Source organism: Pseudofrankia sp. DC12 (genome assembly GCF_000966285.1).
Lineage (GTDB): Bacteria > Actinomycetota > Actinomycetes > Frankiales > Frankiaceae > Pseudofrankia.
In genome coordinates this window covers 5,626,869-5,652,190 of sequence record NZ_KQ031391.1, presented here as the reverse complement: position 1 = coordinate 5,652,190, position 25,322 = coordinate 5,626,869, and the positions used below count along the sequence as shown (strand labels likewise).

19 protein-coding genes and 1 pseudogene are annotated in these 25,322 nt (G+C 71.5%); 8 read left to right on the top strand and 12 right to left on the bottom strand.

Going from position 1 to position 25,322, the window contains the following annotated elements; genetic code table 11:
* Positions 1-5: 5 nt before the first annotated feature.
* The 4 genes from FRADC12_RS22750 to FRADC12_RS22735 are packed head-to-tail and all read right to left on the bottom strand — an operon-like array spanning position 6 to position 4,687.
* Entirely contained in the window at positions 6-956 is a 951-nt protein-coding gene (locus FRADC12_RS22750) for an SCO2521 family protein (protein ID WP_045878158.1), read from the bottom strand.
* A gap of 9 nt (positions 957-965) precedes the next feature.
* Positions 966-1,925 carry an SCO2522 family protein gene (locus tag FRADC12_RS22745; protein ID WP_084011121.1) on the bottom strand — a complete coding sequence of 320 codons (960 nt, stop codon included), beginning with the start codon at positions 1,923-1,925 and terminating at the stop codon, positions 966-968.
* On the bottom strand, positions 1,922-2,833 hold the full coding sequence (locus tag FRADC12_RS22740; RefSeq protein ID WP_045878157.1) for an SCO2523 family variant P-loop protein: 912 nt from the start codon (positions 2,831-2,833) through the stop codon (positions 1,922-1,924). Before FRADC12_RS22740 ends, FRADC12_RS22745 begins: the two co-directional genes overlap by 4 nt.
* Positions 2,834-4,687, bottom strand: coding sequence for an SCO2524 family protein (locus FRADC12_RS22735; RefSeq protein ID WP_045878156.1), 1,854 nt, complete (start codon positions 4,685-4,687; stop codon positions 2,834-2,836).
* A gap of 1,220 nt (positions 4,688-5,907) precedes the next feature.
* On the opposite strand from FRADC12_RS22735, the gene FRADC12_RS22730 reads away from it, so the two are divergent.
* On the top strand, positions 5,908-6,537 hold the full coding sequence (locus FRADC12_RS22730) for a GNAT family N-acetyltransferase (RefSeq protein ID WP_084011120.1): 630 nt from the start codon (positions 5,908-5,910) through the stop codon (positions 6,535-6,537).
* Positions 6,538-6,634: 97 nt separating this feature from the next.
* On the opposite strand, the gene FRADC12_RS22725 is transcribed toward FRADC12_RS22730, so the two are convergent.
* From FRADC12_RS22725 to FRADC12_RS22715, 3 genes are all read right to left on the bottom strand, one after another.
* Complete coding sequence (locus FRADC12_RS22725) at positions 6,635-7,384, bottom strand: succinate dehydrogenase/fumarate reductase iron-sulfur subunit (protein WP_045878155.1); 750 nt, start codon at positions 7,382-7,384, stop codon at positions 6,635-6,637.
* The gene (locus FRADC12_RS22720; RefSeq protein WP_045880064.1) at positions 7,381-9,315 is read right to left on the bottom strand and encodes a fumarate reductase/succinate dehydrogenase flavoprotein subunit; all 1,935 of its coding nucleotides are present in this window, start codon (positions 9,313-9,315) and stop codon (positions 7,381-7,383) included. The genes FRADC12_RS22725 and FRADC12_RS22720 overlap by 4 nt, the downstream gene beginning before the upstream one ends.
* 132 nt (positions 9,316-9,447) lie before the next feature.
* On the bottom strand, positions 9,448-10,170 hold the full coding sequence (locus FRADC12_RS22715) for a succinate dehydrogenase cytochrome b subunit (protein ID WP_084011119.1): 723 nt from the start codon (positions 10,168-10,170) through the stop codon (positions 9,448-9,450).
* A gap of 41 nt (positions 10,171-10,211) precedes the next feature.
* Between FRADC12_RS22715 and FRADC12_RS22710 the strand changes: the two genes are divergently transcribed.
* Positions 10,212-11,267, top strand: a complete 1,056-nt coding sequence (locus FRADC12_RS22710) for a LysR family transcriptional regulator (protein ID WP_052711098.1) — start codon at positions 10,212-10,214, stop codon at positions 11,265-11,267.
* Here the strand turns inward: FRADC12_RS22710 and dnaN are convergent.
* Complete coding sequence (gene dnaN, locus FRADC12_RS22705) at positions 11,264-12,442, bottom strand: DNA polymerase III subunit beta (protein WP_045878153.1); 1,179 nt, start codon at positions 12,440-12,442, stop codon at positions 11,264-11,266. The genes FRADC12_RS22710 and dnaN overlap by 4 nt on opposite strands.
* A 380-nt stretch (positions 12,443-12,822) precedes the next feature.
* Between dnaN and FRADC12_RS22700 the strand changes: the two genes are divergently transcribed.
* From FRADC12_RS22700 to FRADC12_RS35100, 4 genes and pseudogenes are all read left to right on the top strand, one after another.
* Positions 12,823-14,181: an ABC transporter substrate-binding protein gene (locus FRADC12_RS22700; RefSeq protein WP_045880062.1), complete on the top strand. Its 1,359-nt coding sequence runs from the start codon at positions 12,823-12,825 to the stop codon at positions 14,179-14,181.
* Between the two features lie 406 nt (positions 14,182-14,587).
* A complete protein-coding gene (locus FRADC12_RS22695) occupies positions 14,588-15,832 on the top strand; it encodes an ammonium transporter (protein WP_045878152.1) in 1,245 nt (414 codons plus the stop codon).
* 106 nt (positions 15,833-15,938) lie between these two features.
* Positions 15,939-16,421 (top strand): DUF456 domain-containing protein, encoded by a 483-nt coding sequence (locus FRADC12_RS22690; protein ID WP_045878151.1) that lies wholly within the window; start codon positions 15,939-15,941, stop codon positions 16,419-16,421.
* Between the two features lie 39 nt (positions 16,422-16,460).
* A pseudogene (locus FRADC12_RS35100) lies at positions 16,461-16,577 on the top strand (GDSL family lipase); the annotation flags it as partial.
* A gap of 352 nt (positions 16,578-16,929) precedes the next feature.
* On the opposite strand, the gene FRADC12_RS22685 reads toward FRADC12_RS35100, so the two are convergent.
* The 3 genes from FRADC12_RS22685 to mptB form a co-directional block, all read right to left on the bottom strand.
* On the bottom strand, positions 16,930-18,309 hold the full coding sequence (locus FRADC12_RS22685) for a galactokinase (RefSeq protein WP_052711097.1): 1,380 nt from the start codon (positions 18,307-18,309) through the stop codon (positions 16,930-16,932).
* An 80-nt stretch (positions 18,310-18,389) separates the two neighbouring features.
* Positions 18,390-19,631, bottom strand: a complete 1,242-nt coding sequence (locus tag FRADC12_RS22680; protein ID WP_232303970.1) for a galactose-1-phosphate uridylyltransferase — start codon at positions 19,629-19,631, stop codon at positions 18,390-18,392.
* Positions 19,632-19,655: 24 nt separating this feature from the next.
* Entirely contained in the window at positions 19,656-21,440 is a 1,785-nt protein-coding gene (gene mptB, locus FRADC12_RS22675; RefSeq protein WP_232303969.1) for a polyprenol phosphomannose-dependent alpha 1,6 mannosyltransferase MptB, read from the bottom strand.
* Positions 21,441-21,763: 323 nt separating this feature from the next.
* Here mptB and FRADC12_RS22670 point away from each other — a divergent pair, with 323 nt between their 5' ends.
* Positions 21,764-22,672, top strand: coding sequence for an oxygenase MpaB family protein (locus FRADC12_RS22670; RefSeq protein WP_084011118.1), 909 nt, complete (start codon positions 21,764-21,766; stop codon positions 22,670-22,672).
* Positions 22,673-22,751: 79 nt separating this feature from the next.
* Here FRADC12_RS22670 and FRADC12_RS22665 read toward each other — a convergent pair whose 3' ends face one another.
* Positions 22,752-24,311 carry an MFS transporter gene (locus FRADC12_RS22665; RefSeq protein WP_198153007.1) on the bottom strand — a complete coding sequence of 520 codons (1,560 nt, stop codon included), beginning with the start codon at positions 24,309-24,311 and terminating at the stop codon, positions 22,752-22,754.
* Positions 24,312-24,565: 254 nt separating this feature from the next.
* Here FRADC12_RS22665 and FRADC12_RS22660 point away from each other — a divergent pair, with 254 nt between their 5' ends.
* Entirely contained in the window at positions 24,566-25,204 is a 639-nt protein-coding gene (locus FRADC12_RS22660; RefSeq protein WP_232303968.1) for a MarR family winged helix-turn-helix transcriptional regulator, read from the top strand.
* The last annotated feature ends 118 nt before the right edge of the window (positions 25,205-25,322 follow it).

Genomic DNA, 25,322 nt, shown 5'->3' with positions numbered 1-25,322 from the left:
CCCGGTTACCAGCCCGCGCTGCGCCGCCGGGCGTCGGCGAGGGCCTGGAGGGTCCGCAGCGCGATCTGGGAGTGGATCCGCCCGACCAGCGAGTTCCACTGCCTCGAGTAGCCCGGGTTGCTGTCCAGCGCCGGCCACAGCCCGGCCAGCTCGGTCGCGATCCGGGCACCCGGCATCCACAGGTGCTCGAGGCGTTCGACGGCCGCGCGCACGAGGTCGGTCGGGTCCTCTCCGGCCATCCGACGCCGCTCGGCATCTTCGATCACCCGGTCGAGCGAGGTCAGGAGCCAGTCGTGCAGCGCGAAGTCCTCGACGAAGGACTGCGCGAGATCGAGCTGCTCGGGCGGCATGGCCAGCCGCACGCTTCGCACGACGTCGTCGACGAGCCGGACCTCGGCTCTCGGCGTCCTGGCCGTCGCGTCCGGCAGCGCGACCCAGCGCACCCGGATCGTCCGTGAGCGCAGGGCGGTCACGTGGTCGAGCCGACGGTCGCGCTGGACCGTCCCGATGAGCCGCTCGGCGACGGCGCCGAGGTCCAGGGTCGGGCCCGGGCTCGGGTTCCCGAGGAACCCGTCGGCGACCACCTCCGCGTCCGTCGGGGTGACCGCTTCCACGACGCCGGGCAGTGCAGCGTAGTGCGACCAGGGGAGCCGGTTCGGCCTGGCGGCCTGGACCACGCGGGTGCGGGCCGACGCCTGCAGGACCAGCCCGCCGGTGATCACCGCGTTCGCCGACACGGTGCCGATCACGCGGGAGCCCCGTGCGGCCTGGGGAGGGCTCGCGAGCTTGCAGTCGACACCGGTGAGCAGGGGCGCGGAGACGGACTTGGCGCACGGCCGAGTCGTCGTGAGGACGCGGCGTCCGGGGAGCAGCTCAAGAACCTGCTCGGCCACGCCCAGGGGCAGCTGGGTAGAGGTCCGGAGCAGGCAGGTGCGAACTTCGCCGAGCAGCAGCATGGGCGCCGGTCAGCCGTCGATGAAGACGTGCGAGATCCGATCGGTGACCGCGGGAGGGACGGTGATCCTCTCCCGCGCGGCGCGGCGAACCAGGTCGTCGACTACCGGCTTCTCAAGGTCGAGCTGGCCGAGGATGACCTGGATCGCGTGCTCGATCGGGAGGTAGGACCTCGGCAGGATCGACAGCACGTGGTATGCGCTGAACGGGTCCGCGCCCTCGCGGAGCTGCATCACGGCCGGGAGGTCGTCCCAGGCCGACGGCCAGTCCTGCGTGGGCGAGCACAGTTGTGGCTGTGCCACCGGCTCGCCGAAGTTGCGCAGCACCCCTAGGCGCAGCAGATGCCAGATGCCCGCGAGGAACGGGCAGGACCACAGCCGGTCCCGCTCGTCCCGCCACAGCTCGACGTCCAGAAAGATCGAGTGGTTACGCCGGCCGAACTCCTGCGGCGGCTCCCAGGACCTCGAGCGCAGTGCCTGCCCGCCGTCGTCCGGCGACGACCGAGCGCCGTTGGAAAGCCAGCCCGACTGGTGCGTGGGCGGTCGCGAGCCGTTCGTCTTCGGCGCCGGCTCGTCGACGAGGCGAGCGGCCGTCAGCGCCGCGAGATCGACGTTGTCGGCCTCGTAGCAGCCAGCCTCGCGGGCGACATAGTCGATCGTGACACCGCTCGCCTCTGCGGCGGCCAGCAGCCGGGGCATGATGTCGGCTGGGTTCGTTCGCGCGTAGAAGTAGTCATCGATCAGGAAGCAGGTGCTCACCCGGGGCCGGCTGGTGGAGCGCACGGATGCGCGCGCGGCGTCCAGCCATGGCCGGACGGCGGCGAAGCGGGCGCGGATCGGCTCGTCACCGTTGAGCAGCTCGTCCATGTAGAAATGACCGACCTCGACGGAAAGGTGCGCGAGCGGGAGCGACGTCAGGTCGTCCTGGTTGCTCGCCTCGTTGTATGAGACGACGTCCGCCACGGCGGTCATTGCCCTTCCCACTCCCCGTCGTCCAGCAGGTCCTTGACGAGCTGGTTGAAGGCCGCGACGGTCTCGCCGTTGGCGATGTTGTCCGTCACGTCCGAATCAATGATCAACTGTTCGCGCCACTGCAGAACCGGCTCGACAGGAGTGGAACCGAGCAGCAGGTCCTGACCGACGTTATAGCGTCTGGCCAGCTCGTTCAGCTCGCGGTCCGCCCGCTGCAGCCAGCGCGCCTGCGTCGGCCGTGCCGCCGCCGTCGGCGACCTGAGCTCCGGGACGGCGGTGCGGACGAACTTGATCGCGTTCGCCAGTCGCTCCGGGTCGTGGCTCACGTCGGCGCCCATCTTGAGGAGCCCGTGCTCGCCGGTCACCAGGTTGGCGGCGGCCACGATGTGCTGCCGCGTCCAGCGGTGGAAGACCACCCAGCGCACCGGCACGGTCCGAAGCTCAGGCGTGGCCATCGCGGCCAACGACATGCCGACCGCGTGTGAGCGGCCGGCCGACAGGTCGACCACGCAGATGTCGAACTCGTTGTCGAGGCGCTGGAAGAGGTCGACGCACCGCGCGATCCCCTCCGGTGTGCTGCCGAACTCCGCGCCACCGAGGTCGCCGGGGAACAGCACCAGCCGGCCGGCGCCTGCCTGCAGCGCCCGCAGCTCCTGCCGGTCGGAGTGGCTCCGGACGTCGAACTGGTCGGGGTCCGTGGCACCCTCGGCGATGCACTCGTGCAGCCCGGTGGTCGGGGTACCACGGTCGATCTTCGCGATCTCGAAGATCGCGCCAGCAGTCGGTGAGCCGAAGTCGAAGTCCAGATAAGCGACATCGCGGCCCGTCATCGAGAGGCGGTAGGCGATGTTGCAGCTCGTCACCGAACGCCCGGTCCCGCCCTTGTCGGAGGCGGCGAACACCAGCATCTACATGCTCCTCGTGGCGTCGCTGTCAGCGACCGCTAGCCCGTCCAGCTGACGAAGCGCGTCCATGGCCAGCGCCGCGGCGGTTCCAGGCCTGTCATTCAGGATCCGGCGCGCTCGGGTGAGCCGGCCCTCGATCTGGAGGAGGCCCGCCTGCATCGCCGACTGGTCGTCGGCGTCGGCGGTCATCATCTCGCGGTTCAGCAGGTGGTCTGCCTCCGAGAGCAGCTGGAGGGCATGGTCCACCTGGGCTCCGCTGCGCAGCGGCAGGCCGTCGAAAGCCTTCGTGGCCGCGACCAGGCCCTCGACGACTCGCTCGGTGATGTACCACGACGGCCGCTGGTCCGACTCACCAGTGGCGTAGGGCGCGAGCACCTCGACGGGGTCGTCCCACAGGCCCGCGGCGGCGCTACCGGTCCGCAGGCGCCGACGGCTCAGGTGATCCATCGTGGACTCGGCGACGAGCATCAGCCTGTCACGCGCATGCACGTTCTGAGACAGTCCGGCGGCCTGAAGGCTGCGCTTGAGCAGCAGCGGGGCGAAGTCCGCGACGTTGCGGTATAGCGGCGGGCCTAGCAGGTCCGCGCCACGCAAGGACATCTTGACGCCGGGCTCGTGCAGGGCGATCGCACGGTCTCCCCGAGTCACGCGGCTGGTAATCCTGCCGCGCCGCGCAAGCTCCTCGAAGACCTGTACCGCCCGGGTGAGGTCGTCATCGGTCGCTCGGCGCTGCTGGAGGTCCTGCACGAGCACCGCCGAGACCAGAAGACTGAAATAGTCCGACTCCTCGTCATCGGACGTCCGCCACGGGATGTTCTCCAGCGGCCACATCTGGTCGCCGAACCTGGCGACGGTCGACCAGTAGCGCTGCGTCATGTCCCAGCGGATCTGAAGCGCGTCCGCGAGGCGGCGCTGCTCGTCATTGAGTAGCCCGAGTTCTCGGGTACGGGACGACACGAGGTCGTTGATGCCGTCAAGCGCGACAACGGTGAAGTAGAGGTACGGACGATCCTCGGCGCACCCCTGCCGTTTGTTAATCTTGAGATCGGCCACGAAGTCGATGGGTTCCGCGTTCTCCGCGATTCCCCACGTCCAGCCGCACTCGAAAAGCAGGCTGTCGTCGTCCAGCCGGTTCTTCAGGTCGGGCGAGAGGCCGATTCGGATGTCGTCACGCAGTCGCGACCGGACCCTGGCAAGCTGCCGGCGCAGCCGTTCGAGCACCACCTGCTCCGGGACACCGGACACATTGATCATGCTCAGGATCGCCCGGCCCGCCACCTCGTCAGGCTTGGTCGTCTGGACGACAAAGCTCCGCAGCAGGCCAACCATGGAATCGGTCAGTCGACGGCTCATCGCCTCGCGAACGAATTCGATGCGCCGCCGAAGATCCACTCGGCGGGGTGGGGGCTCGTATACTTCGAGGAAGCCGAGCGTCGCCAGACAAAGCGTCACGGACATCGAGTAGGCATCGACGATGTGCAGGTCCGACTGCTCGACCGAGACACCATTCGGATCATCGGTGGACACATAGCGGCCCGAACTGAAGATCGGCTCGCCGTCCTCGGCTGTGTACCTCCGAAGGTACAGCTCGACGATCTCCAGCAGTGCACGCGGCAGCTGGCTGGTATCCCCCAGCGGCCGCAGCGCGCGGCGAACGTCGGCGCCGGTCGAGTCCGCGCGGTCGAGCGTCAGCGTGTCGATCTCGGTAGCCGGATAAAGGAGACACAACAACTGCTCGGCGTCGCTGATCGAGTTGGAGTCGTCACGACCGCCCCAGCTCCATGCGCTGTCTTGGTAGGCGGTCGCCAGAACCGCTCGCCATATGTCGAGAATCTGGTGTCTCGGTTGGATCCGCACGGCCGCCGTCCAGGAATGAGTAGCGCAGTCGCACACGACCGACGGCGGCTCGCGGCCAGCGGCCGGCCGCCCGCGGCCACACCTCGGACGAGCGCATCGCCGAGAGTGGCAAGGCGCCGCGGACCGGCTGCGTGAACCGGTTGGGCTGAGCCAGCCCGCAGGTCGCCACTCAGGATTGGTTTCACGCCACCGTCCCAGTGCGTCCGCAGGTTATCAGAGTCACGAGTAGCTTTCTGTCAGCACCCACGAACTCACTCGCCGCGCCCACTGGGCGAACACCACGCGACCGGGCCGGCCGGCGGGCCGGCGGGCGGGCCGGCGGGCGGGCCTGCGGGCCTGCGGGCCTGCGACGGCCGTCGCAGCTGGCGTCCGGGGCTTCCGGCTCGTCCACCGTTCCCCGTCTCCTCGTCGTTCCCGGCGCCGCCGGCAGGCGCGCGCCGCGGCCGTTCGGACGAACAGCCTGCGCGGGCGCCTGACCGGCGGCACCGAGTTCGCCGGCCGCAGCCGGCGGTGCGGCTTGGGAGCCGGCGGCCGATTGCCGAGTAACAGCTCTGTTTCTCCGGCGCCAGCACGACCGACTTGTTAGGATTACCCCCGCTGTCATCACCTCAGACGGGAACGGCGCCATTGGCCCACTCGCCCATCCGCGACCGTTCGAGCACGCGTATGCCTAGCCAATTCGGGTCCCCGAGATTCGCCGGGCCGAAGTCCCGACAGCACTCGCGGATGCGGGTCGGCGGATTCTCCGAGAGCTGCCCAGACTTGCTGGTGGGCCGCGCTGCCAGCTCTCTCGGCCACCCAGGGCCGGGGCGCTCACGGGTCGGATCTATGGCGTCCCAGGGCGATCCAGAAAGGCATGGCAGAGAACCCGGCGCACGATCATGAGCCGGGGCGTTGGGGACCTGGCGCTGATCGCCACATTGCGACCGGGCAGCGACACGGCCGGACCGCCTGGCGGCGCCTTTACCGAGGCGGGCGCTGACCAGCGTGTTTTCCAGGTTCTCATCGCGGCTAGTGGAAAAGGGGGAACAGCAGGTGTACCGATATCCTCGCGCACTGGACGTGTCAGCCGCCGTCAGGCCCGTCCCTGATGCTCCCGAACTACATGAGTGGACGCACCGCCACACAGTCGACGACCTCGCCTGGTACGAGCGGCTCGCCGGTTCCGCGCGGGTGGAGAACCTCGGCTTCTCGTTGCGCGACGGTTGGCTGACGAACAGATGACCATTGGCCAGCCCGGGCGGGGAGAGCCGTCTACGCCCGACGACTCCGTGCCCGGAACGACGGCGCATCCAGACGGCCGCGGGCCGACAGTTTTCGGCGCCGACTTAGCCGGCAACGGGGCGGGCGGTGGCCGTGTCGCGGTAGGCGGTCGCGTCCGGCCCGTCGAGGTTGCCGAGCTTCCCCTGCTCGTCGACCTCGACACGCGCCTGTTCGGCGAGTTCGCGTACCCGTATTTCGTCCTACGGCAGCTGTTCGACCTGCACCCGGCCGACCTGCTGGTTCTTGACGATGGCGGACGGCTGCGAGGCTACTGTCTCGGAGTCGCCGGGTCCGTGCCCGGGCTTGGCTGGATCCTGGGCCTGGGGGTGGAGCCGACAGCCCGTGGGCTCGGCCATGGTGAACGGCTCGCGCGCGCCACGTTCGCGCGCCTGGCCCGGGCCGGGGTAAGCCGGGTGCGGCTGACGGTGAACCCCTACAACGACTCTGCCGTGAAGCTGTATCGCAAGCTGGGGTTCACGTTCCTCACGCACGAGGAGGACTACCTGGGGCCAGGAGCGCACCGCCGGCTGCTGGAGGCTCGGCTGCCCGGTCTCGATGGGAATCGGCCGGGATCCGACCACGAATAGCTGGCCGTGGGACGGCCGCCACCTGGCGGCTCGACCGGGAGAGATGCCGTACGCCGGGCCGGACCCGCCTGAGACGGTCCCGGCCCGGCGTGTACGGCTAACGCTTGCCGGTAAGGGAGGCGCGCAGGTACTCCTTGTTGAGGCGGGCGATGCTCGCCTGCGGGATGCCCTTGGGGCAGGCGTTGGTGCATTCGCCGGTGTTCGTGCAGCCACCGAAGCCCTCGGCGTCCATCTGCTCGACCATGTTCATCACTCGGCTCTCGCGCTCCGGCTGGCCCTGGGGCAGCACGTTGAGGTGCGAGATCTTCGCCGAGACGAAGAGCATGGACGAGCCGTTCGGGCAGGCCGCGACGCAGGCGCCGCAGCCGATGCACTCCGCGTTCTCGAACGCGAGGTCCGCGTCCGGCTTCGGCACCAGCTGGGAGTGCGCCTCCGGGGCGGCGCCGGTGGAGACGCTCACGTAGCCGCCGGCCTGGATGATCCGGTCGAACGCCGACCGGTCGACCATCAGGTCCTTGACCACCGGGAACGCCGCCGAGCGCCACGGCTCGACGACGACGGTGTCGCCGTCGGAGAACGAGCGCATGTGCAGCTGGCACGTCGTGGTCAGGGTCTGCGGGCCGTGCGGCGCGCCGTTGACCACCATGCCGCAGGAGCCGCAGATGCCCTCGCGACAGTCATGGTCGAAGGTGACCGGGATCGCCCCGTCGAGGATGAGCTTCTCGTTGAGGACGTCGAGCATCTCCAGGAACGACATGTCAGGGCTGACGTCGTCCAGCTGGTAGTCGACGAGCTCGCCTGGGGCCTCCGGGCCGGTCTGCCGCCAGATGCGCAGGGTGAGTTTCATGCGTAGCTCCGCTGGGCCAGGTGCACTTCGTCGAACTGGAGGTTTTCGCGGTGCAGCACCGGCTGGCTGCCGACGCCGGTGAACTCCCAGGCGGCCGCGTAGGCGAAGTTCTCGTCGTCGCGCAGCGCCTCGCCGTCGGGGGTCTGGCTCTCCTCGCGGAAGTGGCCGCCGCACGACTCGGCGCGGTGCAGCGCGTCGAGCACCAGCAGCTCGCCGAACTCGATGAAGTCCGCGATCCGGTTCGCCTTCTCCAGTGACTGGTTGAGCTCCGCACCGGTACCGGGAACCTTGACCCGGGTCCAGAACTCGTCCCGCAGCTCGGCGATCCGGGCCAGCGCCTTGCGCAGGCCGGTGTCGTTGCGGGCCATGCCGCAGTTGTCCCAGATCAGGTCGCCGAGCTCCTTGTGGAAGGAGTCCGGCGTCCGGTCGCCGTTCACCGCGAGCAGCTTCGTCAGCCTCTCGCTGCTCTCGGTGTGCGCCGCGACCGCCTCGGGGGCGGACGCGTCGACCGGGGCGAGCTTGGTCGAGGCCAGGTAGTTGCCCAGCATGGGCGGCAGGACGAAATAGCCGTCCGCGAGGCCCTGCATGAGCGCCGAGGCGCCGAGCCGGTTCGCGCCGTGGTCGGAGAAGTTCGCCTCACCGATCACAAAGAGGCCTGGGATGGTGGACTGCAGGTCGTAGTCGACCCAAAGCCCGCCCATCGTGTAGTGGATCGCCGGGTAGATCCGCATCGGAACCTTGTACGGGTTCTCGCCGGTGATCCGCTGGTACATGTCGAACAGGTTGCCGTACTTCTCGCGGACGCTGTCCTCGCCGAGGCGCTTGATCGCGTCGGCGAAGTCCAGGTAGACGCCGAGCCCGCCGGGGCCGACGCCGCGGCCCTCGTCGCAGACGTTCTTGGCCGCGCGCGACGCGATGTCACGCGGGACCAGGTTGCCGAACGCCGGGTAGATCCGCTCCAGGTAGTAGTCGCGGTCCTCCTCGGGGATCAGCTCCGGGCTCCGGGTGTCGCCGGCCTCCTTCGGCACCCAGATCCGGCCGTCGTTGCGCAGCGACTCGGACATCAGGGTGAGCTTCGACTGGTAGTCGCCGGAGCGCGGGATGCAGGTCGGGTGGATCTGCGTGTAGCAGGGGTTCGCCAGGTACGCGCCCCGCTTGTGCGCCCGCCAGATCGCGCTCGCGTTGGAGTTCTTGGCGTTCGTCGACAGGTAGAAGACGTTGCCGTAGCCGCCGGAGGCGAGCACCACGGCGTCGGCCATGTAGGTCGAGACCTCGCCGGTGACCAGGTCACGGGCGATGATGCCGCGGGCCCGGCCGTCGATGACGATCAGGTCGAGCATCTCGTGGCGGGCATGCATCTCGACGTTGCCGGCGTCGATCTGCCGCGACAGCGCCTGGTAGGCGCCGAGCAGCAGCTGCTGGCCCGTCTGGCCGCGGGCGTAGAAGGTGCGCTGCACCTGCACGCCACCGAAGGACCGGGTGTCCAGCAGGCCCGAGTACTCGCGGGCGAACGGGACGCCCTGGGCGACGCACTGGTCGATGATCTGGACGCTGACCTCGGCGAGCCGGTGGACGTTCGACTCGCGGGCGCGGAAGTCGCCGCCCTTGATCGTGTCGTAGAACAGCCGGCGGACCGAGTCGCCGTCGTTGCGGTAGTTCTTGGCGGCGTTGATGCCACCCTGCGCGGCGATCGAGTGCGCCCGGCGCGGCGAGTCCTGGAAGCAGAACTGGATGACGTGGTAGCCCTGCTCGGCCAGCGTCGCGCCGGCCGAGCCGCCGGCCAGGCCGGTGCCAACGACGATCACCTTGTGCTTGCGCCGGTTGGCCGGGTTGACCAGCTTCGCCTCGAACTTGCGCCGGCTCCAGCGGGTCTCGATCGGGCCGTCCGGAGCGGCCCTGTCGGCGAGGTCCTCGCCGAGCGTGTAAGGCATGGCCGCCTCGGCCGCGCCCGCGATGGTGCTCTCGACCTCGGCCGGTTCTGCCGACCCAGTGACCTCGGCCGGTTCTGCCGACCCAGTGACCTCGGCCGGTTCTGCCGATCCAGTGACATTGTCGGACATTGACTACCTCACCAGCCCTGCGAGGACCGCGATGGGGACGGACAGGAAGCCGAGCGTGATCACGGCCGCCAGGACGCCGGCGATCGCCTTGTAGGTGGTCGCCTGGGTGGCACTGGAGACGGCGCCCAGCGTGCGGGCGGCGCTCCAGAAGCCGTGCGCGATGTGCGCGCAGAGCGCCAGCATCGCGACGATGTACGCCACCGCGATGTACCAGTGCGACGGCGAGAAGTCGGCGACGACGTTGTCGTAGGGCTTCCCCTCGGCCCCGTTCGGGTTCGCGACCAGCGCCGTCAGGTCGAGGATGTGGTAGATGATGAACAGCCCGAGGATGATGCCGCCGAACCGCATGGTGTTCGTCGCGTAGCTCGCCGTCGGGCGCAGCCGGTGCGCGTACTTCGCGGGCCGCGCCTGCAGGTCCCGCCTGCTCAGCTGGTAGGCGGTGACGGCGTGCAGGCCGACGATCACGAGCAGCCCGAAACGCTGGATCCACAGGTACCAGGCGTTGTGCAGGACCGGGTGGCCGATCGTGCGCAGCCAGGCCGCGTAGTCGTCGAAATCGGTCCGCCCGAAGAAAATCTTGAGATTGCCCAACATGTGGACAATGAGGAAGAGCAGCATGAGCAGGCCGGTGGTGGCCATCACTGCCTTCTTGCCGATGTTCGACCGCCACAGGGCCGTCACGGCTGAGGGGCGACCTACCCGGGTCGCCGCGGTCTCTACTGCCACGGCGGCGACCGTACGGGCGGCACCTGGCAATGGTCCAAGACATGAAGGTGCTCGTCTCAATAGCCGAAGGCTATGGTGCGGGTGTGCAGCTCCAGCAGCTGGCCTACTTCGTCGCCGTGGCCGAGACAAAGCACTTCACGAGGGCCGCCGCGCGCGTTCACGTAGCCCAGCCATCACTCTCCGCGCAGATTCGTGCCCTGGAGACGGAGCTCGGCAGCCCCCTGTTCAACCGGGCTAGGGGGAATATCACACTCACCGCGGCGGGTGAGGCGCTGCTTCCACTGGCCCGAAAGATCCTCGCGGACGCCGACATGGCCCGCCGCGAGGTCCAGGAGCTGACCGACCTTCGCCGGGGAACCGTCCGGATCGGCGCCACCCCGAGCCTGTGCACGGGCATGCTGCCCGAGGTGCTCCGGCTGTTCCGGCAGCGTTACCCGGGTATTCAGCTGCTCGTCGAGGAGGGCGGCTCACGCGACCTGGTCGGCGAGCTCGCGGTCGGCGCCCTCGACCTGGCCCTGATCATCCTGCCGCTGCAGGGCAGCGACCCGGCGCTCGCGACCGCCCCGCTGCTGCGCGAGGACCTGGTCGTCATCTCCTCCCCCGACGGCCCACCGCCCGTGCGGGGCGCCCGGATGGCGGTCGAGGATCTGCGTGACCGGCCGCTGGTGATGTTCCGGCGCGGCTACGACCTGCGCGACTTCACCGTCGGCGCCTGCCGGACGGCCGGGTTCGAGCCGACCTTCGCGATCGAGGGCGGCGAGATGGACGCGGTCTGCGGGTTCGTGATGGCGGGCCTGGGCATCGCGGTGATCCCCAGCATGGTCGCGTTCCGGCAGCCGCTGCGGACCACGCCGTTCGCCGAGCCCGGCTTACACCGCACGATCGGGCTGGCGCACCGGCGCGACGTCGAGCCGCCGCGGGCGGCCCGTGAGCTGCGGGCCACGCTGGTCGACTTCGTCGCCAACGCGGCCGCGGCCGACATGCTGCCGCCTGGCGTCCGCCCGGCGCCGGGGGTGCGGCGTGGCGCGGACGGCCAGCTCTGGACCGCCGGCCTCGACGGCCTGACAGCCGACCCACCGGCCCCGCGGGCCGGCTAGGCCGCCTCGCTGCGCACGACCGGCATCAGGACGTAGCGGAAGCCGTCGTCGTCCTTGCCGGTGATGATCGCGGGCAGCCGGGCCGCCTCGCCCGGGTCCGCGGCGGCGAAGCCGATGGTCACCTCGTCGCCGTCCACGGCGACGAGCCCGTCGAGCAGGTAGGTGGGGTTGTACCAGGCGACCAGGTCCGGCCCGTCGTAGTCGATCGGGACCGAGTCGGTCGCCGCCGCGAGGCTGAGCGGGCCGGAGTCGCCCGCCGCGGTGGTTCCCGCGTCCGGGCCGACGTCGGCCGTGAGGGTGCCGGCCGAGAACGTCAGCCGTACCACCGGCCCTGTGCGCGGGGCGACCACCGCGACGCGGCGGATCGCCGCCGCGAGCGGCGCGATCTGCGCCCCGGCCGAGAGCCCGACGGCCTCGGGGAGAAGCCGGCGGTAGTGCGGGAACGTCCCGTCGACGAGGCGGACGACGATCCGGCGCGACCCGGTCGAGAGCCCGAACCGCGGGCCACCGTCGTCGTCCGCGCCGAGGCCGAGCGCGAGCCGCGACGCGGCGGTCGGGATGCGGGCGAGTTCCGCGAGCAGCCGGGCCGGGACGTGCGCGACGGCCTCGGGGGCCCGCACCGAGGGCTGCCAGGGGATGGAGCGCACGGCGAGGCGATAGCGGTCGGTGGCGACCAGGGTGAGGCCGCGGCCGGCGAGCTCGAGGCGCAGCGCGGTCAGCACCGGGAACGTCTCGTCCCGCGCGGCGGCCGGGACGACCTGGTTGACCGCCGCGGTGAACCCCAGCGTGTCCACCTCGCCGACCGGCGGCGGGAAGGCCGGCAGCGCCGGATAGTCCTCCAGCGGCAGGATCGGCACCCGGTAGTGGGCTCCGGCGGCGCGGACGAGCAGCCAGCCCTCGTCGACCGAGAGCCGGACCGTCTCGTCCGGCAGGCTGCGCATGATGTCCGCCACCAGCCGGCCGGGCACCAGCGCCCCACCCGGCACGGCGGCCGACGCCTCGACGGTCGCGGTCACGGCGACCTGGTAGTCGAACGCGGAAAGCGTCAGCCGCTCCGCCGCGTCCAGCCGCATCCCGGCGATCGCCACGATGCCCGGCGCCATCCGTGCCGGCAGATGCCGGGCCACCCACCCCGCGGCCTCCGCGAACTCCGCCCGCGGCACCGTGACCCTCATGGACCGACTCGCGCGGCCGTGCGGCCGGAGGCCGCCGTGCTGACCGTCATGGCTGGATTCTCCCGCGTCACGACCTGAATTCCCGGTATATCGCCCGTGTCGGCCGCCGGCTTCACCGACCACGCTGCGCCACCGCCACGTGGGGACCACGACCGGCACCGGCGGGCCCCACCCGAGGCCAGTCCTGGGCGCGGGCCGGTGAGGGCGATCGACGGATCTGTTCACCGCCCCGCCGCTCTACCTTCATCACTTCTGGATCACAGGCCATACGCTGGGCGAAGCCACCATAGGAACACCCAAATCCCACTTGTCGCCGTCCGGACCACATGTCCCCAACAGATCGGCGCCGCCGGGCCCGATTCGTCGTCATTGTGGGTGAGGTGAGGACGAGCCCGGTCCACCTGTCCCAGTCCCAGGCGTCCAAGTCTTCTGCCGCCCGTCGGCCTGTCTTCTCGGCCCGCCGGCGCACGTTCGGTAGTCGGCCCCGCCGGTGGCGGCGGCGGCCGCGCACGGCCGCGGCACTGTCGGCCGCGGCACTGTCGGTCGCGGCCTGTCTCGTCGCGGTCGAGGCTCTGACGGGCTGCGCGGCCCCGAGCCGGGCCGAGACCGGGCGCGGCACCTGCACCTCGCCCGGGATCAGCCGTGACCAGATCCAGCTGGGCATGATCTACCCGAACTCCGGGAACGCCGCGTCGCTGTTCGGGTCCTTCCGGGCGGGGGTGGACGCCCGCTTCGGCGTGGCCAACGCCGCGGGTGGGGTCCGCGGCCGGAAGCTGACCTACAGCTGGCAGGACGACGAGTCGGCCACGCAGATGAACCTGGCCGCGGCGACGGCCCTGGTGAACAGCGGTGTCTTCGCGATGCTGGAGTCGACGTCTGTCGCGACCGGCTCGGCCGCGTACCTCCACAGCCAGGGGATCCCTGTGGTCGGCTCGTCCCTCGAGGAGCCGTGGACTGTCTACGACAACATGTTCAGCTACTCGAACCTGCTGGCGGCGTCGGGGTCGGTGACCACCTACGGCGACTTCATCGCGAGCCACGGTGGGCATCGGGCCGTCATCGTCGTCTCCCGGTTCGCCCCGGCCTCGGTCGCGTTCGCGGCCGAGCTGACGGCGAGCCTGAAGTCGGTGGGCATTCCGGTCGTGGCGACCGTCGACGCGACGTCGCCCATCAACTACGCCAACCTGGGCAATCAGATCAAGGACAGCGGGGCCGACGCCCTGGTCGGCGCGGTCGCGGGTCCCGCCTTCGGCCAGTCCGTGCTCGCCTCGATCGGCGCCCAGGCCGGTATCAAGATCGCGCTCTCGCCGACCGGCTACGACCCGCGGCTGCTCAACACGTTCAAGACGATCCTCGCGGGGGCGTACTTCGTCGTCGACTTCCTGCCCTTCGAGGCCGACAGCCCGGCCCACCAGGAGTTCCTGGCCGCGATGTCGCAGTACGCCCCGGAGACGCAGCCCGCGAACCAGCAGGCCGCGCTCGCCGGCTGGATCTCGGCCGACATCACGCTGCGCGGCCTGCAGGCGGCCGGCGACTGCCCGACCAGGGCGGGGCTCGTCGCCGCGCTGCGGGCCGTGCACGGCTACACGGCCGACGGGCTGCTGACCCAGCCGGTCGACTTCCGCGCCGACTTCGGCCGGCTGACCCGGTGCCTGAGCTTTGTTCAGGTCGGCGCGGACGGCCAGCACTTCACTCCGGTGGACCCGTTGCCGCAGTGCGGCCGGCTGATCTCCCGGTAGCCAAGCGCTCGCGCCTGCGGCCACCATCCAGGACGATGTACTGACAGTACGTGGCAGGCGGATCAGCTCCCGCGACCGGACGACACCAGCCAGCGACCGTGCAGGGCCTGGCATGCCGGCGTGATGTGGAACACATAGACAACGCCACAGAAAGTGGCTAGGAACTGCCGCGATCCGGCCGTCACGCAACCAGGCCACCCTGGCGGCCCACCACACGCCGACGGGCCAGACAAACCCGGCTCAAATCTTCGCTGTTACTCCGTGGAAATACGCGAGACACCACGGCGGAACGGGTGGTGCGGAACCTGCCGCCTTGGGCCTCTCCCCCGCCGGTGCCCAGTTCCCCTCTGGTACCGCGCCGCCCAGGAGGCCGCCAGCTTCCGACCAGCACAGGGACAGGCGGGACATGCCGTTCAACATCGGCGCGATCGACTCCGGAGACACCGCGTGGCTGCTCGCGAGCTCCGCACTGGTGCTCGTGATGACGCCCGGTCTGGCGTTCTTCTACGGCGGCATGGTCCGGGTCGAGAACGTCCTCGGCATGCTCATGCAGAACTTCTTCTGCATGGGGATCGTGAGCCTGTTGTGGGTGACGTGCACCTACAGCATCGCGTTCGGCGGCCAGAACGAGTTCTTCGGCGGCCTGCACTTCGCGGGGCTCCAGCACATGAACGAACAGGTACCCGGCTACAGCGGCGCGGCGGCGCAGACGATCCCTCCGATCGTCTTCGCCGCGTTCCAGCTCATGTTCGCAATCATCACTCCGGCGCTGATCACCGGCGGGCCGGCGGACCGGTTCCGCTTCGGCCCGTTCGCGACCTTCATCATCCTGTGGTCGGTCCTGGTCTACGCCCCGGTCGCGCACTGGGTCTTCTCGCCGACCGGCTGGCTGTTCAAGCACGGCGCCGAGGACTTCGCCGGCGGGACCGTGGTGCACGCCAACGCCGGAGCGGCGGCGCTCGCGATCGCGATCGTGGTCGGCAAGCGCCGGGGCTGGCCGGACGGCAACTTCCGGCCGCACAACGTGCCGTTCGTGCTGCTCGGCGCCGGGCTGCTCTGGTTCGGCTGGTTCGGGTTCAACGCCGGCTCCGCGCTGAAGGCCAACGAGCTCGCCGGGTTCGCGTTCATGAACACCAACACCGCCACCGCCTGTGCGCTGCTCGGCTGGATCCTGCTGGAGAAGATCCGCGACAAGCGCGCGACCACCCTCGGCGCCGCCTCCGGGGCCGTCGCCGGGCTGGTGGCGATCACCCCGGCCGCCGGGTTCGTGACACCCGTCGGCTCGATCTTCATCGGTTTCATCGCCGGCATCGTCTGCGCGTCCGTCACCGGCATCAAGGGCAAGATCGGCATCGACGACGCGCTCGACGTCGGCGCGGTGCACCTGGTCGGCGGCAGCCTGGGCGCGCTGCTGATCGGGTTCTGGGGGTCGTCGGACACCGGCGGCGCGGACGGCCTCTTCTACGGCGGCGGGCTCACCCTGCTCGGCAAGCAGGCAGAGGCCGTCGCAGCGGTCGTCACCTACTCCTTCGTCGTCACGCTGGTCATCGGCACGGTGATCCGCATGTTCGTCCGGATGCGGCTGTCCGTCGACGAGGAGAAGGACGGCATGGACATCGCGCTGCACGGCGAGCGCGCCTACGACTTCTGACGCCTCGCGGCCAGCGGGACCAGCGGGCGGTTTCGGGCGGTCTGGCCGGCGGGTCGGCGGAACCGGTAGTTTCGGCGGCGTTCCGGCCGGACGGGGAAGGTTGTCGATGAGCGTCGATGCGCAGGTGATCGTCGGCGTGCTGATGCTCGTCGGGCTGGTCGGGATCGTCGCGCCCGTGCTGCCCGGCCTGGTGGTCATCCTCGGCGCCGGGCTGTGGTGGACGGTCGCCGACGGCGGCGGCGTGCGGTGGGTCGTGTTCGCCGTGATGGTGGTGCTCGCCGCCCTCGGCACCGTGGCCAAGTACGTCCTGCCGGCCCGGGCCACCGCCGGGCGCGGGGCGCCCTGGACGACGCTGCTGATCGGCGCCGTCGGCGCGGTCGTCGGATTCTTCGTGATCCCGGTGGTCGGCCTGATCGTCGGTGGCCTGCTCGGCATCTACGTGGCCGAGGCGATCCGGCTCAAGGACTGGCGGGAGGCGCTCGCCTCGACCTGGGCGGCCCTCGTCGGCATTGGGATCGGCCTGCTCGTCGAACTGACCGCCGGGGTGCTGGCGGCGCTCAGCTGGCTCGTCGCCGCCATCGTGCTCTGAGTCCCCCGGGCCCTTCGGGGCGGTCGCGCAAGCGCGGAAATCACGCACCAGTCGGCCGGCGACACCACCTGGCGCTACCGCCTGGCCACGCACCTGTACCAGACGGCCCCGGGCCGGGTCTCCTTCGCCGGGGACCGCGACGACGTCTGGGACAACGCCCCGCACAGCACCGCCGCCACGCACAACAACAGCACCACCGGCAGCCGGTGGCGCACCCCGCGCGGGCCGAATCGCCTGGGACTTAAGGCCTCACGCATTGAGACTTTAGACCCGGTCTGGGGCTGGCCAGGCAGGGTCCCGACGTTCGGCGTCGCGCGTCCCGGCCAATCCCCCGCGGTGCGGCGGCGCGGGGGGCTTTCCGCCTGGGCGCGGACGCCGGGTCTGGTCGGCGCGGCCCGGCCGGCGACCGACCTGCCGTTCGCGGAGTGAGCGCGATGTACTTTCATCGTGCTTCCCGCGGATTTCGTGGCGGATCCGGTCAGCTGGACGAAAACGAACTGTTCGCGGCTCAACGGCGGACGAGCCGCCCAGGGCCGCTGGGCACCACTCGCAGGGCCTCCACAGGCGGCCGCTTCCCTGGCGGGAAGAGCGCGAGCACCGACCCGCCGAACCCACCGCCGACCAGCCGGGCACCGGCGGCGCCGGCGGCCGTCAACCGAGCGACGGTCTCCTCCACCGCCGGCACAGACACCTCGTAGTTGTCCCGCAGGCTGGCGTGCGACGCGTCGAGCAGCCGCCCGAGCTCGGGCAGGTCGCCGCCGCGCAGCGCCGCGACCGCGCGGCGAACCCGCTCGTTCTCGTCCAGCACATGCCGTACCCGCCGACCCAGCGGCTCGGGCAGCCGGCCCGGGGCGTCCTCGTCCGCATCCCGCAGCGAGGAGATGCCGAGCAGCTCACAGGCCCGGGCGCACTCCTCGCGCCGGGTGTTGTAGCCCGATGCGGCGATTGCGTGCCGGACACCTGAGTCGACCGTCACCAACCGCCAACGGCCCAGGTCAAGGCGCACCGGCTCTATACCGGGGACGGGCCGGCCGGCCGGTCCGGACAGCCAGCGGCCGGGGGGACGCGGCACCGCCCGCCCGTCCCGTGCGGCTGGCCCGACCGGCTCAGCGGCTGGCTCGGGCACGGTCTCGGCACCGCCGGTCAGCGCGCGGATGTCGAGGCGCAGCGCATGCCCCGGCCGGCCGAACAGCGAGGCGGTCTGGTCGAGCAGCCCGGTACGGGCACCGACCCAGGTGTTCTCCACCCGGGACAGCAGCTGGGCGAGCTCGAGGCGGTCCGGCTCGCCGTAGCCGCTGTGCGCGAGCAGGGCGAGGACCAGGGCGACCTCCAGCGCCGCCGACGAGGACATGCCCGCGCCGCGCGGCAGCGTGCCGACGACCGAGAGCCGGGCCGGACGGACCGGGTAGCCGGCGGCGGCCAGCTCGGCGACGACCCCGCGCGCGAACGACCGCCAGCCATCAGCCCGGGCCGGGGCGTCGGCGACGAAGACGTCATGCGCGCCGATGTCGGCCGCATGCACCCGGATCAGGCCGTCGGGAGCCGGACGGGCCCGGACAGTCACTCCCAGCTCGATCGCGAACGGCAGGCACAGGCCGTCGTTGTAGTCGGTGTGCTCGCCAACCAGGTTGACCCGGCCCGGCCCGAAGGCGGCGGCCGAGACCGGCCCGCCGCGGCCGGACCGGCTCGCTCCCGTCGCGGCCCGGCGCCGCATCCGGGCCCGCCGAGCCCCGCTGGAGACCCGGTCTGGCTCGCCGTCCGGGCCGGCCGCCGGCTCGCCCGGTGCCTCGTCCGCTCGTCCCCTGGCGGCTCGCCCGGTCGATGGCCCGCTGCCTCGGCCACCCCGGGCGGCCGCCGTGACACCGCGCGCCGCGACACCGTCGGTCATGTCCAGGCAACGTCCGGAGTCTTTCGGGCGATCCCCTGGACCCCACTGAACGGCTACCGTCGGTCAGGGTCGCCGGGTGGTCAGCCAGCGGCCCGAAGCATCGCCGCGGCCCGTTCCGGCTCGATGTCGTTGATGTAGACGCCCATCGCCGCCTCGCTCCCGGCCAGGTACTTGAGCTTGTCCGGGGCGCGCCGGTTGGAGAACACCCGCAGCCTCAGATGCGCCCAGCGTCGGTCCCGCCGGACGGGTGCCTGCTCCCAGCCCGCCACGTAGGGCATCCGGACACCGAGCACCCGGTCCAGGCGGCCCAGCACGTCCAGGTAGAGCCCGGGGAACTCGCCCCGTTCGGCGTCGTCGAGCGCGGGCAGGTCGGGCACGTGCCGGCGTGGATAGATCGACACCTCGAACGGCCAGCGTGCCGCGTACGGGACGAAGGCGGCCCAGGCCGCCGTGCGCGCGACGAGCCGGGACCGGTCCGCGGTCTCGGCGGCGATGATCTCGCAGTGCGGGCAGGCCGCGCGGCGCCTGGCGACTCCGATCATCGTGGCGAGCGGGGTGGGGACGAACGGGTAGCCGTAGATCTGTCCGTGCGGATGACCGAGCGTCACCCCGATCTCCTCGCCGCGGTTCTCGAACACGAACACGCTCTCGACCGCCGGCAACCGGCCGAGCGCGGCGGTGCGGTCGGTCCAGGCGGCGAGCACGGTGGCGACCCGGCGCGGCGCGAGCGAGGCGAACGACGAGTCATGGTCGGCGGTGAAGCACACGACCTCGCAGCGCCCCTCTCCTGGCCGGCCCGCGTAGGGCGCGGCCGGGCCGCCCGCGCCCCAGTCCGGGGGTTCAGGGACGGGCGGCTCGGAGGCGGGCGGCTCGGGGGCGGGCGGCTCGGGGGCGGGCGGCTCGGGGGCGGGCGGCTCGGGGGCGGGCGGCTCGGGGGCGGGCGGGAGACCGAGCGCCGGGAAGCGGTTCTCGAAGACGACGACGTCGTAGTCCTCGGGGATCTCGGTCGGCCGGCCGGGCCGGCTCGGGCACAGCGGACAGTCGGCGACGGCTGGCAGATGGGTGCGCCCCTGCCGATGGGCCGCGACCACCACCCATTCCTCGGTCAGCGGGTCGAACCGCAGCTGGGACGGTGGCCGGGCCAGGGCCAGCAGGTCTCGCTCGTCCGGGCCGGGACGGCCTCGGCCGGGCGCGTCGTCGAAGTAGATCAGCTCCCGGCCGTCCGTGAGCCGCGTCGCCGTCCGGCTGGCCGCGGGCCACGAGTTGCCCGGCCCGGCGCGGACGGGCCCCGGCGGGACGGGCGTCCCGGGCGCGGTCGTCACGGCGCTGACGGTACCGGGAAACGCTCAGGCCGACGGCGTGAGGTCGCGGCGCGGCGGCTGGGTGAGCCGGCGCCGGGCCAGGAACGCCACCACCGCGCCCACTACGAGGATGACCAGCACGACCGGCCCCTCGCGGGTGAACCAGTCGGTCACCGCCGGCCGGCCGACGAACAGCAGCTCGGGGTGCGGCACGGACAGCAGCGCGCCGAACGCGCCGACCAGGATGAGCAGCCCCGGGCGCTGGGCTCCGCGCGCCATCGCGAGCGGCACCGTCCCCCACACGAGGTACCACGGGTAGAGCACCGGCCCGAGCAGCGCCAGGCACAGCAGCGCGAGGCCACAGCTCGTGAGCACGTCGCGGCGGCGGACGGTGACCAGCAACCAGCCGATCAGCAACGCGGCGACCAGCATGCCGACGGCGCGCGCGATCCGCAGCGGCTCGCTGCCGGGCAGCGCCGCGCCCGGTAGGCCGGTCATCATCGCGATCAGGTTGGCCAGCGCGGAGACCGGCGAGTAGAGGCTGAGCCCGAGCGACGGCGTCGACGTGGCCCGGACCCAGCCGAGGCCGTCCGGCACCAGCAACAGCGACAAAGCTGCCGCGGTGCCGGCGACCACCGCGAGATCCCGGCCGGCTGTCACGAGCACCCGCCGGGCGCGGCCCGCCCGCGAGCCGCCGGCCGCGCTCACCACCCCATCGTCGTCCGCCCGGCCGTTCGCCACCGAGGTGTCCTGCGCTGGCCCGGCTGCCGCCGGGGCGTCCACCGGCTTGGTCGCCAGGTCGGCCCAGCGGCGGGCCAGAAGCACCACCAGGATCACCGCGGCCGGCCACTTCGTCAGCGCGGCGGCGGTGAGCAGCCCGAGGCCGAGCCCCGGCCGGCCGCGCAGCGCGGCCAGCAGGCCGGCCGCCGCGAGCGCCATCATCACGGCCTCCAGGTGCACCGCGCCGAGCAGCTCGAGCAGCACGACCGGCCCGCCGACGGTGACGGCCAGCGTCCACGGCCGGCGGGCCGCGGGGACGGCGCGGGTCAGGCACCACGCGAGCGCCACGACCGCGAGCGTCGTCACCCCGCGCAGCAGGAGCACGGAACGCACCACCCGGCCGCCGGTCAGCGCCGCGACGGCGTGGAACAGCGCGAGGCCGACCGGGCCGTACGGCGACGGGGTGTTCTGCCAGATCGGGTCCGCCGCCATCGCGGCCGGAGCACTGCCGAGCAGCGCCGGGCCGGCGGTGTACGGGTCGAGGCCGGAGGAGACCATGACGCCCTGCGCCACGTAGCTGTAGACGTCGAGGCTGAGGATCGGCGGGCCGGCCAGCGGCACGACCGCCCAGCAGCAGATCAGCGTGACGACGCCGCGCAGCGACAGCTCGCCGCGCTGGCAGCGCCGGCAGACCCACCACCAGGCACCCACGAGCAGCGCGGCCCCGGCGATCAGCACCGCGGGCAGCACCGACGGCTCGTTCGTCGACACGGGGTCGAGCAGGCCGAACCACGCCGTCGGTGGCTTCACCACTGGTCCAAGCGCGAGCCGTCCACCGGTGATGACGACGAGCGTCGCGCCGACCGAGCCGGTCACGCCGGCGGTGACCAGCGCGCCCACCCGGCGTACGGCCGCCCACCGGCGGCCGACGCGCGGCTTGGCGCCTGGTTCGACGTCACTACCGTCGACCTCGGCACATCCGAGGTCGCTGGTTTCGATGTCGCCGCATTCCACGTCACCGCACCCGATGGTGGTGCACTCGATGTTGGTGCGATCGTCGTGGCTACGTTCGACGCCCGTCGGCCCGGCTTCTCCCATTGTGTGCAGCACGCTGCCAGCCCAGCCGGACCGACAGACTGCGATCGGGCAGCCCCCGCGTGAACAGACCGCGACCCGACGGTGAGCGCGGCGGGACCGTGACAAGAATCGCGTTGGGCCCGTTGATCGCCACCGATGGTTACCGCGGTGCTACCGGAGGCGGCAAGGCCGCTCGACTGCGTCCATAGGGTCACCCGGAGCGATCTCGCGGGTGGCGGGCTCGCTTACCATCGAGACCGAGCGCCCAGCAGCGGCCACCTCCGCGTCAGCCGACGCGGACCTACCGGCGCAGCCGCTCCGGCGAACAGACGCGGCGACGCGGAAGGAGGCGCCCGGTGACGACCGCCCCGGCCCGCGGGACGCGAGAGATCCCTCTCCCCCGCACGACGTCGACCGGCCCGACCACGTTCGGGCCGGTGGCCGACGACGCCGCGACGCCGGTCGATCTCCGGGACTTCCTCGACGGCGCGGGCGCGTTCCTGGCCGGCCTCGCGAACGTCGTCATGCAGCTGAGCTGGGCCCCGGTCGGGCACGGCGTGGTGGAAAGCCGGATACCGGGCGGGCAGCTGACCCGCCACCCGGCCAAGCGCGGGCGCACCACTCTCACCTACATCGCCGTGGCGTGGCTCGGGACCGACGAGGAGCGGGCCAGGTATCGGGACGCCGTCAACGCCTCCCACCGCGACGTCCGCTCGACGGCCGCGAGCCCGGTCGAGTACAACGCGTTCCGCCAGGACCTGCAGCTCTGGGTCGCCGCGTGCATGTACCGCGGCCTGACCGACTTCTACACCCGGACGTACGGCCCGGCGCAGCCCGCCGTCGCGGACAGGGTCTACCGCCATGCCGCCCGGTTCGGCACGACGCTGCAGGTCCACGGGGACCTGTGGCCGGCCGACCTTGCCGCGTTCGAGGAGTACTGGGAGCGAGCCCAGGCACAGGTGTCGGTGGACCCGGTCGTGCGCGACTACCTGCTCGGCCTGGTGAGCCGGCGCGCGCTGCGGTTCCCGTTCAACCTGCCGCCGCGCCGGCCACTGGAGTTCATGACGACCGGCTTCCTGCCGGCGCGGTTCCGCGCCGAGCTGGGGCTCGCCTGGTCGGCGGACGACGAGGCCCGGTTCGACCGGACGCTGCGGCGGCTCGGCGCGGTCTCCCGCCGGCTGCCGCGTGATGTCCGGCTGTTCCCGTTCAACCTGCTGCTGCTGGACCTGCGCCACCGGATCCGGCGCGGGCTCCCACTGGTCTGACACACCGGTCTGATCGCGCACGAGGCCCCGGCCGCTCCCACGCGGGAGCGGCCGGGGCCTCGGCGGCGCCGGACGGCGGTCAGCCGGCGTGGACCGGCGTGGCGGTCCCGACCACGTCCGACTTGCGCGCCCGGACCAGCACCACGACGATGACCAGCGCGATCGCCATGAAGACGGCGCTCCACACAAAGGACGTCGTGTAGCCGGAGATCTGCGCGTGCGCCTGGTCGATCGGGCTGGACCCGTGGTCCTTGACGTAGTTGGCCACGACCGTCGCGTAGATGGTGTTGAGCAGGGCGATGCCCAGCGAGCCGCCCACCTGCTGTGTGGTGTTCACCAGCGCGCTGGCGACGCCGGCGTCGTGCGGGGCGACGCCGATCAGCGAGACACTCGACATCGGGACGAAGGCCAGGCCCATGCCGATGCTGATCAGCAGCTCGGCCGGCAGCACGTGCGACGCGTAGCCGGTGTGCAGGTCGACCTGGGTGAGCAGGAGCAGCCCGACCACGGCCATCGCCGAGCCCACGATCATCGGGGACTTCGCACCCACCCGCGGCATGAACTGGCTGGCGAGCCCGGCACCGAAGACGATCCCGGCGCTGAACGGCAGGAACGCGAAGCCGGACCGCAGCGCACTGTAGCCGAGCGTGTTCTGGAAGTAGAACGTCATGAACAGGAACATCGCCAGCAGCGCGGCGCCGAAGAACAGCGACGAGCCGAACGCGCCACCTCGGGTCCGGTCGAGCACGACCCGCAGCGGCAGCAGCGGGGCGGCCGTGCGCATCTCGATGACGACGAACGCGACGAGCAACACCGCCGAGGCGACGAGCAGGGAGACCGTCGGCACGGAGCCCCAGCCGCTCTCAGCCGCCCGGGTGAACCCATACACCAGGGCGAGCAGGCCGCCGGTCACCGTCAGCGCACCGGGGATGTCGTAGCTCGGCTTGCCCTCCGCCCGGCTCTCGCGCACGACGCTCACGGCCGCGACCGCCGTGACGAGCGCGATCGGGACGTTGACGAACAGGCACCAGCGCCAGGACGCGTACTCGGTGAGCAGCCCGCCGGCGATCAGGCCGATCGCCGCGCCACCGCCGGAGATGCCACCGTAGACGCCGAACGCCCTGGCCCGCTCCTTCTCCTCGGTGAAGGTCACGGTGATCAGGGAGAGCGCGGCCGGGGCGAGCACCGCGGCGCAGAGGCCCTGCAGCGCCCGCGCGGCGAACAGCAGCCCGCTGTTCGGCGCGAACCCGCCGAGACCACTCGCGGCGGCGAAGCCGATCAGCCCCCAGACGAAGGCCCGCTTGCGGCCGGCGAAGTCCGCGATCCGGCCGCCGAGCAGCAGGAGGCTGCCGAAGGCGAGTGAGTAGGCAGTCATGACCCACTGCCGGTTCGCGGTGGAGATGTGCAGGGCCTTCTGTGCGTGCGGCAGCGCGATGGTCACGATCGAGCCGTCGAGCACGACCATGAGCTGGGCGACGGCGATCACGGCCAGCGCCAGCCAGCGGCGCGGGTCCGGCTCGCCACCCGGCGCCGAGGCGACGGGGGCCGGGCTCGTCGTCGCCTGGGCCGGGACCGACACCGCCCGGGCAGCATCGCCCCCCGGGCCTTCGCCAGGCGTGACGTCGGTGGTTGTAGTCACAGTGTCTCCCTGGGTCAACTCCTGGAGACTGAGAGCCTCCACGGCGCTGAAGTCGATCCGGTCAGCTGGAACAGCCACGCACGCCGGAGGGTTGGTGCGCGACAGCGGATGGTGGACGTCCGCCGTGGACGTCGGTCGAGGGCCGCCGGGTAGCGGGGGGCGCTCCGGAGGACAGGCCGGAGTAGTTCACCTCCTTATAGTACGGCATCGAACTTGACTGGCATCGAACTGTATTGATCAACTACACTCGGGTCATGAAAGGCCGCGCGAACGGCGCCGCGGTGGGCGCCGACATCGCACCCGGTGCCGCGACTCACGGCCCCGTCGACCTCGTCATGAGCGCGACGGACGCCCTGGACTCAGCCGGCGACGAGTGCACGTTCTCGGGCGCGCTCACGTCAGTGGGTGGACAGGATCCGATCGACGAACTCATCGCCGACTGGCGCCGTGAACGCCCGGACCTCGATGCCAGCGCCCTGGGCTGCTTCGCCCGCATGAAGCTGCTGTCGAAGAACCTCGCCGGCGCGGCCGACCAGGTTCTGAGCCACCATGGCCTGAACCCGGGCGAGTTCGACGTGCTGGCCACCCTGCGCCGGTCCGGCCCGCCCTGCACGCTGATCCCGTCACAGCTGTCCGCCCTGCTGATGATGTCGCGAGCGGGGATAACCAACCGGCTGGACCGGCTGGAGGCCGCCGGCCTGATCGAGCGCAGCCTCGACCCGACCGACCGGCGCAGCTTCCGCGTCTGCCTCACCGCGAAGGGCCTGACGATCGTCGACGCGGCGATCACCGAGCATGCCGAGCTGGTCAACCGGGTGGCCGCCGTCCTGTCCCCCGAGCAGCGCAAGCACCTCGATGATGCGCTGCGTGCCCTGCTCGACGCCTTTCAATAGGTCGGCACAACACGCCAGCAACGGATCGCGGCAATAGATCTACATTTAGCCGGCCGCTGGCCTGAACGAACGCGGACTTGTTATCGGCGTACGCACGAGATGGCGCCGACGGCCCCCA